A 14,639-nucleotide genomic window follows, 5' to 3' on the forward strand; every position below is an offset into this window, starting at 1 on the left:
GATTGGTTTTTAAATCATATATGATACGGAGAGTCATTGCAAGACTAGATATAAAAGGACCCAATCTAGTAAAAGGAATCCACCTTGAGGGATTAAGGGTCCTCGGTAGCCCAGAACAGTTCGCTGATTATTATTATGAGTCTGGTGCTGATGAGCTACTATATATGGATGTAGTTGCGAGTCTTTACAACCGAAATAGCCTCAAAGATATCATTACAAAAACAGCAAAGCAGGTTTTTATCCCCTTAACTGTCGGTGGTGGTTTAAGATCTCTCGATGACATCAACGATGTCCTGAGGGCGGGAGCTGACAAGGTTTGTATCAACACAGCAGCTATTAAAAATCCTGAGATGATAAGCCAAGCATCGAGGAAATTTGGTAGCTCTACAATTGTGATCGCCATTGAGGCGATTAAGCAACCTGATGGGCGTTATCTAGCCTATACTGATAACGGTCGTGAATATACTGGAGTGGAAGTCTTGGAATGGGCTAGAAAAGTGGAAAGCCTCGGGGCAGGAGAGATTCTCATCACGTCTGTCGATAAGGAAGGAACAGGAACGGGTTTTGATATTCAACTAACAAATTCTATATGCAAAGAAGTAGGCATACCAGTAATTGCGCATGGTGGATGTGGGAAGAGGGAGCATATTGCTGAAGTATTGAACTCGACAAATGTAAGTTCAGTTGCTATTGCAAGCCTCTTGCATTATTCGTACATTGAAAAGCATAGTGCTACATATAAAATTGAATCCGAAGGAAATCTAGATTTTCTCAAAAGTGGTCGGACATATAAAAACTTTGAGAAAACTCGGATTAGTGAAATCAAAGAGTATCTAATCGAAAAAAATATTGAATGCAGAAAAACATGAATCAAGTTAATGCAAAGACGATAATAGTTGATTATGACATGGGAAACTTATTTAGCGTTGAACATGCTTGCAATAAGGTCGGTCTACCCGTCGCTATCTCTTCTGATCCAAAAGAAATCCTAAATGCACCAGCCCTTATTCTTCCAGGAGTCGGCGCATTCGCTGATGCGATGCAAAACCTAATGAAATTCAATTTGGTGGAAGTGATCCGTGATTTTGCTGCCTCTGGTAAACCTTTGATGGGAATTTGTCTGGGAATGCAGCTACTGTTTACAGAAAGCGAGGAATTTGGCCATACGAAAGGACTCGGAATCATTGATGGGAGAGTCACAAAATTTCCCAAGATATCCCCAACTGGAAAGCATTTACCAATTCCGCAGATTAACTGGAATCAAATTATCAAGCCGGAATCTGATTCCGATGCTTGGGAAAACTCTCCCCTCTTTCAGAATGAGAATGGCGATTATATGTATTTTATACATTCTTTTTATACAATTCCGGAGAGGCAGTCTGACATACTTACCCTTACAAATTACGAAGGATTTGAATATTGTTCGGCAATACATCGCGAGAACGTATTTGCCCTACAATTTCACCCTGAAAAGAGTGGAGAAAAAGGTATACTAATTTATCGGTCATTCAGAGATATGGTTATGGAAAGGGTGCACAACTAATATGGAAGTAAAACCAAAGAACACAAAAGAGAGATATAATCTACCAGATGAGATTAAATTTTGCAAACGATGCACAATGTCTAACCAAAGACCCAGGATCACTTTTGACGAAAAAGGTGTATGCTCTGCATGCAATTATGCTGATTATAAAGACACCAAAGTCGACTGGAAACAAAGAGAAAGTGAATTAAAAGCATTATTGGATCGCTATCGTAGAGATGATGGAACTTACGATGTGATTGTGCCTTCTAGCGGTGGTAAAGATAGCGCCTTTGTTGCGCATGAACTCAAACACAAATACGGAATGAACCCTTTAACAGTAACCTGGTCGCCGCATTTGTATACGGACATAGGTTTTAAGAACCATCAAAATATGATTCATGTTGGTGACTTAGCCAATGTAAACGGTGCTCCTCCTGGTGCAACTCATCGTAAGCTAACCAAGTTATCCTTTGAAATATTGGGGGATCCGTTCCAACCGTTTATTTTTGGTCAGGCGAACTTCCCTCTGCAAATCGCCGTGAGATATAAGATTCCTTTGATTATGTACGGTGAAAATGGGGAAGTTGAGTATGGCGGTGATTTAAAGAATGCCTTTGTCCCAACGCGTGATTACCGTTCCGATCATAAGAAGCACTATTTTTCAAACTTGGGTCCCGAGGATTATGTAAATTACGGAATTAGTCCTAAGGAACTTGTTCCTTATATGGCTCCCTCGAACGAGGAGTTAGATGCAATCGGCACTACGATTCATTTTTACGGTTACTATAGAAAATGGATCCCGCAAGAAAATTATTACTACTGTGTGGAAAACACTGGTTTCAGTGCAAACCCTGTCCGTAGTGAAGGAACCTATTCTAAGTATGCATCTTTAGATGATAGATTGGATGGATTTCATTATTACTTGAGCTTCATTAAATTTGGAATTGGTAGAGCTACATCGGATTCTGCTCATGAAATTAGAGATAAACACTTAACGAGAGAAGAGGGTGTTACTCTTGTTAGAAAGTATGACGGCGAGTTTCCAGCTCGTTACTTCCAAGAATTCTTGGAATATTGCGATATAACAGAAGAATACTTTTGGGAAGTTGTTGATAGTTGGAGATCATCCCATATCTGGTCAAAAGAAAATGGGGAGTGGAAGATAAAAGCTCAGGTTGAATGATCAGTGAAATATTTAGTTGTAGGATTTGGATCGATCGGATCTAGGCATGCGCAATCTCTAATTTCCGGAGGTAAGGATGTCTACATTTTTGATCCTTCTGATGAGAGTTACAGGCAAGGACTGGAGCGAATTCAAGCGCTCCCGTCCGTAGCCAAGAGAATAACCTCCTTAGAACAAAGTGCCTCTCTGGGAATCGATCGGGTCGTTCTATCCTCTTCTGCCAGGGAGCGCTTTTCGATATTTCAAAAACTTGTTCAACTCGGAATCAAAAACTTTCTTTTAGAAAAGATAGTCTTCCAATCTGGCGAACAGTTTAAGCAAGCAATCCACCTCGTTGAACAGAAAGATATCAAAACGTACTGTAATTTTCCCAACCGTTATTTTCCTAAATATGTGAACATTCTTAACCAGGGATCTGTTCACAACCTCCGCATGAGTGTTGTGGCTGGAGATATTGGGATGGTTACCAGTGCTGTCCATTATATGGATCTTTTTGAATATCTTTCAGGAGAGAAAATCCAGTCGTCATCTGGTTCTCTTGTTCGATCACCGAAGGACAATAAGCGAGGGAATCATTACCAAGAATACTTCGGAAGTATGAAATTCCTAACAAAGAGCAAGCAATCTTTGCATTTGTTTTTCGATTCTGGCCATGCAGCAGCACCCAGCATTGTGCTGGATGCTGATGAAATACAATTACAGATCAGTGAGAGTAGTGGACGTTGTGTTTCTGTGAAAGAGAATCAGTATCATTGGGATGAATTCGAAATCATACCCAATAGCAGGCTCACAAATCAAATTTTCCAGGACATCCAAGAGGAAAAATGCAAATTGCCCTCCATCATAGATGTCGAAAATATCCATAGGCATATCTTTCATTTGATAAGCGCCTCTGAAGGAAAAGAGTTTAAAGAAGATACTTTGTTTCCTATTACCTGAATATTAATGCGAAATTTTTTGTCTAAGAAGTAACACAATTAAATGATAAGGAGACTATATGGATAAGGACATTTTGAAAGGAAATTTTAAAACCAAGAAAGAGGTGGATCTGGACAAGGTTAAAACTCAAGGTGATGCAAACCTTCAAGAAGAACTTAAGCAAAAAGTTCTAGCCACCTTAGGTGGTAGTATGGTCTACGTTGAGCGCAATAAATTGACTTGGGATGGAGAAGAAGAAAAATAGATTCTCTATTTTCGCGATAATATGACAGATCCCATCAGTAGCAAATTTGATTCTCTTGTAAATGAAATTACAGTCATTGGTCTTGAATATCACCTAACAAGCTTAGATGACCATGTTCAAGCAAATATTCCTTATGTTAAGAAGTCGATTAAAGATCTTCCTCCTCCTACATCGGATACTGGAATTGTAATATCAGCAGGGCCAAGTCTTCAGAGGCAAAATTCTCTCCAAAAAATTGTCGATTCTGGTTACTCGAAAATCACGATTTCTACTGATGGCTCATACATTGCCTCAATCAAAAAAGGCATTGTTCCTGAGTATGTCCTCACATTAGATCCACATCCCACTCGAATCGTCCGTTGGTTCGGGGATCCTGATATCCAGAAAAATCTAGAAAATGATGATTATTTTGAACGCCAAGATCTCAATGTGGATTTTCGAACCAATACCCTGAAACAAAACGAAGAGAATATACGCATCGTAAATGAAAACGCGGGCAAAACGAAGGCCATTGTAGCGACGACAGTACATCCTTCCGTTACAAAACGCTTAATAGAGGCAGGATTTGATATTTATTGGTGGCATCCACTCGTAGATGACCCTAATAAACCCGATAGCCTCACGAGAAATTTTTACCAAAAAATCAAATTGCCCTGTCTAAATACGGGGGGAACCGTAGGCACCACTTCCTGGTTGTTTGCTGAGTTGATCCTCAAATTGAAGAACATAGCAGTGATAGGTATGGATTACGGATATTATGACGACCTCCCAATCGAGAAAACACAAACCTATTATGAGCTTGTCATGAAAGAAGGAAAGGAAGGTGTGGAGCAGTATTTTGTTCCACACAAGAACTCCCTAACGGGACAGGGCTTCTACATTGACCCAACTTACTACTGGTACCGAAGAAATTTTTACGAATTGCTCGAGCGGTCAGAGGCAACACTAATCAACTGTACTGAGGGAGGAACTTTGGAACACCCTCAGATCAAAAATATAAATTTCACCGAATTTTTAACACAGCACAAATAAAGGAGAAACAAACACATGGCAAAGATTCTTTTGATTAACCCAATCATCCGAGAAGAAGACAAACCCAAACACATTCCATACGGTCTGTCACTAATGGCTGCTATTGCCATGGAAAAAGGGCATGAAGTTCAGTTTTACGATGCAAATGCATGGCGACTGGGATACGATGTCATTGAGGAAGTTGCGACTGCTGATGACTGGGATGTCATTGGAATCGGTGGATTGACAACTGCCTATTCTTCTATCAAAAAGATAGTGGGGATTTGTAAGAAAGTTTCTCCTAAAAGTTTCATAATCGCTGGTGGCGGGTTCATTACCAGTATGCCGCTTGATATCATGAATTGGTTGAAAGAGATAGATTTGGGTGTAATAGGGGAAGCCTTTTTAACCTGGCCAGAAATTTTGGAAAAAATTGATAGGAAAGATTTTGATTTCAGCGAATGCCTTGGTGTTTGTTACCGAGATGAAGAAGGTAATCCTGTCTTAACGGATGTTAGGCCAAATATAGCCGACCTAGACATATTGCCTTATCCAGCATGGGATCTGTTGCCCATGGAAATCTATTTTGAAAATTCACAGTTGTTGTATAGCGAGTCCGCTTACCTAGCAAAGCGCCGGATAGACGTTAATGGAAGTCTAGGTTGCAGCTTAGTTTGTAAATACTGTTGGCACCTAGGAATCATTGGTGATATGACAGTCGAGAAGAACGAAAACGGAGTGAAAGACGTTAGATTTTCTTATGGTCGAAACATCAGGTACCATAGTCCGCGCTATATAGTGGACATGGTCAAAACCTTAGTAGAAAAGTATAACATTGATTTTGTTTCGTTCATAGATGAAAACATGATGACCATGGATGCGGCAAGTGGACGAAAATGGCTATTCGAACTTTGCGACCTATGGATTGCAGAAGGACTGCAGCCAACTAGCCGAAGGGACGGAGTTCCCGATAGTGAGAACAAAGGTGGTGTTTTCTGGGGAGGGACAAGCCATGCGACCTTGCATACAGAGGAAGTCCTCAAAGCGATGTTCAAAGCAGGCTGCTCACACCTTGTTTATGGAATCGAATCTTTTGACCCTACAATCTTAAAAAACTTAGGCAAGGGATCTACGCAGAAAAATAATTTGGAAGCAGTTCCAAAATGTCTCTCTACTGGTATTATCCCATTACCGAATATCATCATTGGATTCCCAGAAGAATCGTTTGATAGCATTCGAACAACGATTGAATGTATGATCAAAATTGGAATGTATTCAAGACCGCACTTTGCAACCCCGTATCCAGGCTCAGAATGGTACTACACTTACAAAAATGCGATTTTAGAACAGTACAATGGCGATCTGGAAGCATACATTGAAGATTTGGGTGATGCCTCTAAGATTACTGCTGTTATCTCGCACAATTTCAGCCCGGTTGAATTACTAGGATTGCAGGAAATTGTGGCGAAGAGAGACTTAAGACTTTTAGAGCACACCATTGCTTACTATGAAAGTATAGGAAGGGTAAAGATGGCGCCTGAAAACCCATATGTCTTACCAAATGCAACTTTCAATATTATCAAAAAGAAAGTTACAACGCCTATTTCGGAAGTAGTTAGCATTTGATAGAAAACAAGCGAATTCTCTCTTTCATAGGAGCGAGAGAAGGTTCGAAAGGTTTACCTGGCAAAAACGTAAAAGATTTTGCTGGTAAACCTTTGATTGCTTGGACGATAGGTTCTTCGATCGCATCGACTTGCATAGACTTTACATTCGTTTCAACAGACGGTGAAGAGATAGCTGAGATAGCAAAGAAGTATGGTGCACACGTTCCATTTTTTAGGCCCAAAGAACTAGCTAGTGACACCAGTAACATCTACGACGCGATTCGCCATTCCATCCTGGCACTTGAAAACATAGGGGAATCTTTTGATTACGTAGTCCTATTGCAACCGACTCAGCCTCTGAGAACCAAAAACTTTTTGGACAATTTTATCAGATCCTATTTTTCTAAGGCAAAATCCGAATTCGATTCAATGATAACAGTTAAAGAAGTAGACCCTAAATACAATCTAATCATGCGATTGCAAGATGGGGAGTACCTAAAGTATTTTCTTGAGCGGGACCAAAAGATTGTAAACCGACAAGATCTACAAAGCCTTTTTCTCGTTTCAGGTGTAGCATACATAGCATCTGTCAAAAAAATTCTATCAGGAAAACGCTATGATGATGAACCGGTTTTGCATTATTTAACTGATGAACTAGAGTCTTCTGATATTGATACTATAGAAGATTTCCATGAAGCTCTCAAAAATTTTGAAATATTAAAAAGTCAGGATAGGATATAGTTATGGCACATATTATCACTTCTAAATGTAAAGAAAACCGTTATACTGATTGTGTGGAAGTCTGTCCTGTAGATGCCTTCCATCTTTTGGAAAATATGCTTGTGATCAATCCAGAGACTTGCATTGACTGTAGCGCCTGTGTCGCAGAATGTCCTGTTAGTGCAATTTATTCTGATCAACTGATTCCTGAAGAAGAAAAACCATTCATTGAATTCAATGAGAGAGAATCAAAAACAAGCCCGGTTATCGCAAAAAAGATTCCGCCATTAGCTAAATAAGCCAAGTTGAAAATAATAATTAGGCAGTTGGTTGAGAGAGATCTCTTCGAACTTTCTCGATTTTTTAGAAATGCTTACGGAGAAAAGTCTGCGTTTGCAAACCAAGATTTTTTATCATTCTACTTTTCTAACTCTAGTCAAAATGAAGGTAAGTTCAATGAAATGGGCTTCGCTGCATTTTTTGGGGAAACAATTGTAAGCTATTACGGAATTTTACACTCAAATTTAGTTTTAAATCAAGGAGTTCTGCCAATCAAATGGATGGTAAATGCTTTCACACTTTCTGAATATCGTGGGAAGGGATTGAATACCGCAATCATTGAAAATTTAAAAAAGAGATATGATACACTAGGAGTCATTAGTTTTCCCAAAGAATCGCTTGGATTTTATGAGTCATTAGGATTCAACACATTTCAACGATCAACTCTCTCTCGATATATTTATAATTTAAATGAAGATACTTTTGAAGTAGTAAAAGCAATTAACCAAGATGTTGGTAGTGCAAAAATCTTACTTCCCGTAAAAGTTTCTCCTAGTGCCCAGAAGATTGATACAATAACTAGTTTAAGGGACTTTACTGGAAGGAGCTTTAATTTCCATCACTTTCCAGAAATACTCACAACTTACCGAACCAAGAATCATTTTACATCACGGTACCTAAATAATCCATATATAACTTATCTAATTACTTACTCGAATGAATATGATTCTGATGCTTCCATTATAGTGGTTCGTAAAGAAAAATTATATCCTACTCAATACTTTGTATATCGTATCGTGGATCTCTATGGCAATTGTGACTCACTGGGTCCTCATATAGATTCTTTGATTGCAAAAGCGTATGAAGATGGAGCCTTGTATTTAGATTTTTCTTGCTTCGGGGTATTGTATGAGGATCTTTTTAAAGCAAAAGGATTTTCTATGCTTAAAGCAGATCATATAGAAATTCTACCGCAGGTTACCTATCCTATCGAAAATCGCAAAAATTTGGAATTTGTCGCTCTTTTTTCAAAAACTATCAATGTAAATGATCTTTCTGAGAGGAATGTTTATTTTACGCGCGGTGATTCGGACAGGGATAGAATAAATAAACTGGAACAAATCAATATATGAATAAAGTTACTATAATTTCCTATCATTATGTAAGGGATCTAAAGAATTCGCGATTCCCCGAAATGAAAGCCCTGGATCTGAAAAATTTTATCGGTCAAATCGATTATTTATCGAAATATTATCATTATATTACGATGGAAGATTTTATTGAATCCATTGAAGGAAGAAAATCTCTGCCGAAGAATTCCTTACTTCTTACTTTTGACGATGGTTATTCAGATCATTACCTCAATGCATTCCCAGTATTATTTAACAAAGGCATCCAAGGTTCCTTTTTTATTCCTTCTGCACCTGTGCAGGAGAAAAAAATATTGGATGTCAATAAAATTCATCTTTTATTAGCAAAGTCTCTAGCTGATTCAAGTTTTCAGAAGTTATATAAAGATATTTGGAAGTTGATAGAAAAATACCAAAAGACGTATGAGTTAAAATCTTTAGAATATTATAGAAATATAAAATTTCCAGGAAATGGCTTAGATACTGAAGAAGTCATATTCATCAAGAGGATGTTACAATCTGAATTGCCTTATTCATGTAGGAAGGTGATCTTGGACGAGCTATTCGAAGAGTATTTAGGAGTCTCGGAGAGAGTTATTAATAATGAATTGTATGTAAATCAAGATCAGATATCAACAATGCTAAAGTCAGGTATGCATATAGGAAGTCATGGTCATGAGCATTTCTGGTTACATACTTTAACTTATGAGGAGCAAGAGCAAGACTTAAGAAAATCTCTCTCTTTCCTTATTGAGTCCGGTGTGAATCCTGATACCCTTACTATTTGTTATCCTTATGGCAGTTATAATGAGACCACAATAGAAATTCTAAAAAAAATGAATTTTAAACTAGGTTTTATAGACCCATCTGTGACAGGGATAGCTGAGCTAACAGAGAAAAATAGGTTTGAATTTCCTCGGATAGATACTATTGATTTTCCATACAGTGGCGATTCGGATAGCAGTAAGTGGACTTTGGAGTTGCTAAAAAATTGATGCAGGCTCTGAAAGTTATTTTCAATTTAAATGAAAAACTCTGGGATCTTATTAAACATTCTTCTACCTATTTTTTGGGAAATGCGCTTATTGCGTCTTTAACATTCTTCGGGACAGCGTTTTTAACAAGAATTCTTTCTCCACAAGGTTATGCGATAGTGAATCTTGTGGAAAGTTATAAATCATTCTTTATTGTTTTGGTAACTCTCAATGGGTATACATCATTAGGTAGATATCTTTATGAGTCTTATGATGATAAAAAGGAGTTTATCGGCACATTACTTATTTTTTGCCTGCTCATGCTTTTTCTATTTCAGCTCTTTGTTTGTATATCTACGGATTATTTTTCCGAACTACTTAGCCTACCTAAGGAGGTAAGTCTATTACTCGGTTTTTTTGTTTTTATTTATTTAATAACATCTTTTTACGAACAAACTTTCATCCCTTTGAAAGAGAGTAATAGGATTATAACCAGAAAAGTGATCATTTCCTTTGGTTCATTTTTTTTAGGAATAGCATTTGCATTAATGTCAAAGAATAATGAATACTTAGCTTACCTTTATGGTGTACTCGTTGTAGGAATTTTTTGCTCTCTAGCTTTTTTGTTCGAACTTAGAAACCATATAAAATTGAAATTCGAACTAAAACATCTAAAGTATATGATTTCTTACTCAATTCCTCTTTTGCCATACTCTTTGAGTGGTGTTATTTTAGCACAGTTTGATAAAGTGATGATCAATGACATTATTGGGAAAATGGAAACTGCATTTTATAGCTTAGCAGGAAATATTGCGATGGCGATTCCTCTTTTAAACAGTTCATTTGCTATGGCATGGACTCCTAACTTTTACAACTATATGGAGAAAAATGACACAAATTCTCTCATTTATGAGTTTAGGCTTTTGTTAAGAGTCCTTTTTATAGCTTCATTTGTGTTAGTATTGTTTGCGAAAGAGGTAGTAACTTTGCTTTCTACAAAGACATACGGTGAGTCGATAGAGGTATTACCAATCCTGATTTTAGGCTATTTTATTTATATTTCGTTCACTTACTATTCTTGGATTTTTTCGTTTTATAAAAGAAATTTATTTCTTTCATCGGTAGTTTTATTAGGTGGTGTGCTAAACATAGTTCTTAATTATTTTTTTATCACATTTTATGGTTATACTGCAGCTGCCTTTACCACAATGTTTGCTTATGGATTCATGCTGTTGTTGACTTATGGTGTGATAAGATTCTACTTTAAAGTCTTTTATTTTCCATTAAATCAAATTTTATTTTCCCTTCTATTATTATCGCTTTTGGTATTAGTCGTGCGATATTTAAATATGATTCATTACTTTACACTATGGCAAATGTTCTTTTTTAAGCTCATTATCCTCGCAAGTGTCCTAGGGTATGCCTTCTATAAGTACTTTTATCCAGAATTGAGAAAAAAACATTTTGTATAGGAATATTATTTAAAACTAATGTGTGGAATATTTGGGATTGTACTGAATGAGACTTCGCGTATATCAAACAAGGATATCAGGAAGTTGACTAATGAGCTTTTTTTGCTTTCGGAAACGAGAGGAAAAGAGTCTGCCGGTTTGGCAATAAAATCAAATGTAGAAAGGGAAATTGGAGTTTATAAAGATTCTTTACCTGCCTCCGAACTCATCAAAACAAAGGGGTTCAATGAGTTCTGGAACCAATATTTTAAAAATTGGGAAAAACATAAATCGGGACCCAATTATATACAATTGTTGGGCCACACTAGATTAGTAACGAATGGATTTTCTTCCAATAATGAAAATAATCAGCCTGTCACAAAAAGCGGTGGAGTAGCTGTTCACAATGGAATCATTGTTAATGTAGATAAAGCGTGGACAAAGCACAAGGACTTAACTCGTGTTTATGAAGTAGATACCGAGTTTCTTTTGGACCTTTATATGCAAAGACTCAAGACTGAGGATGCTTTGAGTGCTCTGAAGAATACCTTACCTGAAATAGAAGGTTCGGTGTCAACGGGTATCATAACTGATAAGTCGGATTTATTGTTATTATATACGAATACAGGGTCATTGTATTACTACTCAGATACATCCCTAGGAATTTTTATTTTTTCCTCTGAGCGATTCATATTGAATCATTTGTTGGAAAGTTATGGCATACAAAAAAATGATGGTGAAATAGATGTTAAATGGTTGCATCCAGGATCTGTGTTGGTTTTAGATCCTAACAATCTTAATTTTAAACTTCTAAAATTTACCGAAGGTTCGATTGACCAAAAAGTCTTCCAAGTAGGCTCTCAAAAGAAATTTCAAATCAAGAATTTTAGTCCATCTAACACATCAACTGCGGTTATACCTCATGTTTCTGAGAATCAGAAAGAGCGATTACTCGAATTTAATCTCGAAAAAATTCGATTATTGAAAAGATGTACACGCTGTGTATTGCCGGAGACATTTCCCTTTATTTATTTCGACAAAGATGGAGTGTGTAACTATTGCAAGCACTATAAAAAGCAAGAATATTTAGGTATAGAAAAGTTAAATAAGTATGCAGATGAAATTCGCAATCCCAAGGCAGAGCCGGATTGTTTGGTTGCCTTTAGCGGCGGACGTGATAGCAGTTATAGCTTGCACTATGTAAAAAATATTTTAAAGCTAAATCCGATAGCATATACATACGATTGGGGTATGGTAACCGATCTTGCACGAAGGAATCAGGCGAGGATTTGCGGAAAATTAGGCATAGAGCATATACTTGTTTCTGCTGATATAAAAATGAAACGAGAATATATTCGTAAAAACGTCGCCGCATGGTTAAAAAGACCATCGCTAGGAACGATCCCTTTGTTCATGGCAGGCGATAAGCAGTTCTTTTATTATGCTTACTACTTGAGAAAGATAAATTCTCTGCGCGAAACAATTCTTTGTGAAAATCTTTTAGAACGTACGAACTTTAAAAGTGGATTTTGTGGAATAGAACCTTATTTTGACGATGAGCATAATTTTACACTTACGACTTCAGGTAAATTAAAGATGCTTCTCTTTTATGGTAAGGAATTTTTATCAAATCCATCCTACTTAAATTCTTCTTTGTATGATTCTGCGAAGGCATTCTTAACTTATTATTTTATACCACATTCTTATTTCAACTTATTTGATTATCTTCCATGGAATGAAAAAGAAATTGAAACAACCTTGATTAATGAATATGACTGGGAGTTATCTCCAGATACAACGACTACTTGGAGAATTGGTGATGGTACTGCCAGTTTTTACAATTATATTTATTACAATGTGGCTGGTTTTTCGGAATTTGAAACTTTTAGGAGCAATCAGATTCGAGAGGGTATGATCGATCGTAAGTTGGCATTGGAAAAAATTGAAGAGGAAAATCGTCCTAGATTCGAGTCAATTTTATGGTATTTAAATACGATTCATTTGGACTTCGATAATACAATTAACACAATTAACAAGATTCCCAAATTGTATTCTTAAATCAGGCTGAAATACGTTTAGTAAAGAAGTGAAGAAAAAATATGAAATCTTTTTATGTTCATCCACAAGCTATCTGTGAAAGCGAGACTATCGGTGAGAAAACTCGCATTTGGGCGTTTGCTCATATATTACCAAAGGCTAGCCTTGGAAGTGATTGTAATATTTGTGACCATGTCTTTATCGAAAACGATGTACGTATTGGAGATCGTGTTACGATCAAATGCGGTGTTCAGATATGGGATGGTATCGTACTGGAAGATGACGTTTTCATTGGTCCCAATGTATCTTTCACAAATGACCTATTTCCTAGAAGCAAAGTATACCCAGAAAAATTCCTAAAAACGATTGTTAAGCGGGGTGCATCCATTGGTGCCAATGCGACTATTTTACCTGGTATTGAAATTGGAGAGGGTAGTTTAATTGCAGCTGGTTCTGTTGTGACAAGAGATGTTCCTGCCTTTTCACTTGTAAAGGGAAATCCAGGCAGAGTAGTTGGTATGGTTGACAAAGAAAAGATTATTAAAAAATATTTTGAAGGCGATACTTCCTATCGAAAAGAATTTATGGAAGTATCGGTTGTAGTGCCTGTTTACTATAATGCACCTTCCTTGGTTGAATTATATGATCGCATAGAAAAAGCGATGTTAGAAGCATCCGTTAAACATTGGGATATTACCTTTGTGGATGATGGTTCAAAAGACGAATCACGTTTAGTATTGTCTAGATTAGTAAACGAAAAAACAAATGTACGATTCGTTGCCATGTCTAGAAATTTTGGAAGTTTTGATGCGATCACAGCTGGCCTAGGATACACTTCAGGGAAGTGCGTAGCAGTTATATCTGCAGATCTTCAGGATCCTCCAGAATTATTTCCTAAGATGATTGAGGATTGGAGGAATGGTGTAAAGATAGTTATGGCGGCACGTGAATCTAGGGAAGATCCATGGACGTCTAGGATCTTTTCCTTCTTATTTTATAGAGTCTTTAGAAGCTTTGTTTCTAAGGAAATGCCTCCAGGCGGATTTGATTTCTTTCTTCTAGATAGACAGGTGGCAGAATTATTAATAAAGCATTCGGAAAAAAATACAATGATGCCAGCTGCACTTCTTCACTTCGGGTTTAAGAAAACATTGCATTTTTATCATCGAGCAAAGCGTGCACACGGTACCTCAAAATGGACATTTTGGAGAAAATTTAAACTTATGTATGATGCGATTTTATCCAATTCTTTTGTTCCATTGAGGATCATCACAGGGGCTGGAAGTATTGGAGTTTTCGGTGCCATTGTGTATGCTGTCATCATCACCGTTCAAAAATTTTTAAATCCAACGATTCCTCAGGGTTGGACAGCCTTGATGCTGGTAATACTTTTTTTTAATAGCTTAGTATTAATTTCCTTAGGTATAGTAGGAGAATATGTTTGGAGAACATTTGATGCGGCAAGAAAGCGACCCCAGTTCGTTGTTGATAGTGTTGTCGCGTCTAAAGGTTTACCTACCGAGTTGAATATCTAATCGT

14 protein-coding genes are annotated in these 14,639 nt (G+C 37.1%); all 14 read left to right on the top strand.

Features of this window, described 5'->3' with window-relative positions; translation table 11 throughout:
- The first annotated feature begins 2 nt into the window (after nucleotides 1-2).
- The 14 genes from hisF to DI060_RS19240 all read left to right on the top strand — a co-directional run bounded on the left by hisF (nucleotide 3) and on the right by DI060_RS19240 (nucleotide 14,635).
- Nucleotides 3-869: an imidazole glycerol phosphate synthase subunit HisF gene (gene hisF / locus DI060_RS01625; RefSeq protein WP_209451971.1), complete on the top strand. Its 867-nt coding sequence runs from the start codon at nucleotides 3-5 to the stop codon at nucleotides 867-869.
- Nucleotides 866-1,543: an imidazole glycerol phosphate synthase subunit HisH gene (gene hisH / locus DI060_RS01630; protein ID WP_108973987.1), complete on the top strand. Its 678-nt coding sequence runs from the start codon at nucleotides 866-868 to the stop codon at nucleotides 1,541-1,543. The genes hisF and hisH overlap by 4 nt, the downstream gene beginning before the upstream one ends.
- A 1-nt stretch (nucleotide 1,544) precedes the next feature.
- Complete coding sequence (locus tag DI060_RS01635) at nucleotides 1,545-2,708, top strand: N-acetyl sugar amidotransferase (protein WP_108973026.1); 1,164 nt, start codon at nucleotides 1,545-1,547, stop codon at nucleotides 2,706-2,708.
- A gap of 3 nt (nucleotides 2,709-2,711) precedes the next feature.
- A complete protein-coding gene (locus DI060_RS01640; protein ID WP_108973028.1) occupies nucleotides 2,712-3,647 on the top strand; it encodes a Gfo/Idh/MocA family oxidoreductase in 936 nt (311 codons plus the stop codon).
- Between the two features lie 58 nt (nucleotides 3,648-3,705).
- Nucleotides 3,706-3,891 carry a hypothetical protein gene (locus tag DI060_RS01645; RefSeq protein ID WP_108973030.1) on the top strand — a complete coding sequence of 62 codons (186 nt, stop codon included), beginning with the start codon at nucleotides 3,706-3,708 and terminating at the stop codon, nucleotides 3,889-3,891.
- A 21-nt stretch (nucleotides 3,892-3,912) separates the two neighbouring features.
- Nucleotides 3,913-4,923: a 6-hydroxymethylpterin diphosphokinase MptE-like protein gene (locus DI060_RS01650; RefSeq protein ID WP_108973032.1), complete on the top strand. Its 1,011-nt coding sequence runs from the start codon at nucleotides 3,913-3,915 to the stop codon at nucleotides 4,921-4,923.
- 15 nt (nucleotides 4,924-4,938) lie between these two features.
- Nucleotides 4,939-6,528 carry a B12-binding domain-containing radical SAM protein gene (locus DI060_RS01655; protein ID WP_108973034.1) on the top strand — a complete coding sequence of 530 codons (1,590 nt, stop codon included), beginning with the start codon at nucleotides 4,939-4,941 and terminating at the stop codon, nucleotides 6,526-6,528.
- The gene (locus tag DI060_RS01660) at nucleotides 6,525-7,250 is read left to right on the top strand and encodes an acylneuraminate cytidylyltransferase family protein (protein ID WP_108973037.1); all 726 of its coding nucleotides are present in this window, start codon (nucleotides 6,525-6,527) and stop codon (nucleotides 7,248-7,250) included. Before DI060_RS01655 ends, DI060_RS01660 begins: the two co-directional genes overlap by 4 nt.
- A 2-nt stretch (nucleotides 7,251-7,252) precedes the next feature.
- A complete protein-coding gene (locus tag DI060_RS01665; protein ID WP_108973039.1) occupies nucleotides 7,253-7,528 on the top strand; it encodes a 4Fe-4S dicluster domain-containing protein in 276 nt (91 codons plus the stop codon).
- Between the two features lie 6 nt (nucleotides 7,529-7,534).
- Nucleotides 7,535-8,641 carry a GNAT family N-acetyltransferase gene (locus tag DI060_RS01670; protein WP_135354969.1) on the top strand — a complete coding sequence of 369 codons (1,107 nt, stop codon included), beginning with the start codon at nucleotides 7,535-7,537 and terminating at the stop codon, nucleotides 8,639-8,641.
- 62 nt (nucleotides 8,642-8,703) lie between these two features.
- Nucleotides 8,704-9,633, top strand: coding sequence for a polysaccharide deacetylase family protein (locus tag DI060_RS01675; RefSeq protein WP_209451972.1), 930 nt, complete (start codon nucleotides 8,704-8,706; stop codon nucleotides 9,631-9,633).
- Nucleotides 9,633-11,084: an oligosaccharide flippase family protein gene (locus tag DI060_RS01680; protein WP_108973045.1), complete on the top strand. Its 1,452-nt coding sequence runs from the start codon at nucleotides 9,633-9,635 to the stop codon at nucleotides 11,082-11,084. Before DI060_RS01675 ends, DI060_RS01680 begins: the two co-directional genes overlap by 1 nt.
- Nucleotides 11,085-11,168: 84 nt before the next feature.
- The gene (locus tag DI060_RS01685; protein ID WP_167836878.1) at nucleotides 11,169-13,121 is read left to right on the top strand and encodes a hypothetical protein; all 1,953 of its coding nucleotides are present in this window, start codon (nucleotides 11,169-11,171) and stop codon (nucleotides 13,119-13,121) included.
- Nucleotides 13,122-13,162: 41 nt separating this feature from the next.
- Nucleotides 13,163-14,635, top strand: a complete 1,473-nt coding sequence (locus DI060_RS19240) for a glycosyltransferase (protein ID WP_167836879.1) — start codon at nucleotides 13,163-13,165, stop codon at nucleotides 14,633-14,635.
- Nucleotides 14,636-14,639: the final 4 nt, after the last annotated feature.

The organism is Leptospira ryugenii (genome assembly GCF_003114855.1).
Classification (GTDB): domain Bacteria; phylum Spirochaetota; class Leptospiria; order Leptospirales; family Leptospiraceae; genus Leptospira_A; species Leptospira_A ryugenii.